This window comes from Mesorhizobium ventifaucium (assembly GCF_935822925.1).
In the GTDB taxonomy this organism is placed as follows: Bacteria; Pseudomonadota; Alphaproteobacteria; order Rhizobiales; family Rhizobiaceae; genus Mesorhizobium; species Mesorhizobium ventifaucium.
This window is the reverse complement of record NZ_CAKXZS010000068.1, coordinates 1-736: the sequence shown is the minus strand read 5'-3', so window position 1 is coordinate 736 and position 736 is coordinate 1. Positions and strand designations below refer to the sequence as shown.

The window sequence follows — 736 nt, the reverse complement described above, 5'->3', positions numbered from 1 at the left end:
GCGGCGACGTGAGACAGCGGCGTGCCCTCGGCCTTGCAGCGCCGCCTCTGACGGGCATGCTTGACCAGACCATGGCGGTCGAGCACGGCATGCACCGTGCTCTTGGCTGGAATGCGCACATCGCCGGCCAGCTTGCGGATCAGCAGCTCGCGTATCTTCCTGGCGCCCCAGTGCGGCTTGTCCTTCTTGAGGCGCACGATCGTCCGCTCGATCTGGTCGGGCAACTGATTGGCATATCTCACCGGCCGTCGGGTCCGATCGGTGAGCGCCTCGAGGCCTTCATCCTTGTAGCGGTTGAAGATCTTGTAGCCGGTCTTGCGCGAGATGCCGAACTCCCGGCACACATCGCTCATACCTTCCCCGTCAAGCAGACGGGCTACGAACCGTAGACGTTCCTCCATCACCGAACACTCTCTCCACGGCATCAACACCTCCCGCCAAAAGGCGAAAAGTGTTACCCATGTGTCCGGTACGAAACGTCACCTATGTCTCGGGTCGTTCAGGCTATGGATAACCGAAAACGAGCATTGCTGTCGTTATCCCATCCCTGCAGCCAACATGGCTCGATCTGGCTGAAAACCCGGGGAACGCAGCACGATGCCAAGCCGGCAATGGAATTAGCAGGTTCTTTCACCAAAAGGTGCTTGACACGAAACCGATGCTTCCCATATACGCCTCACCAACGAGGGCGGTGCGCCGCTGGCGACGAAGTGGTTCGCTTCTAGATCTGCCCTCT

Annotated in this window: 1 protein-coding gene; it reads right to left on the bottom strand. The window is 59.8% G+C overall.

Translation table 11 applies throughout. The features are described 5' to 3' along the window. The coding region (locus NMG70_RS30720; protein WP_254027953.1) for a helix-turn-helix domain-containing protein at positions 1 to 425 on the bottom strand (425 nt) is incomplete at its 3' end. Between the last annotated feature and the right edge of the window lie 311 nt (positions 426 to 736).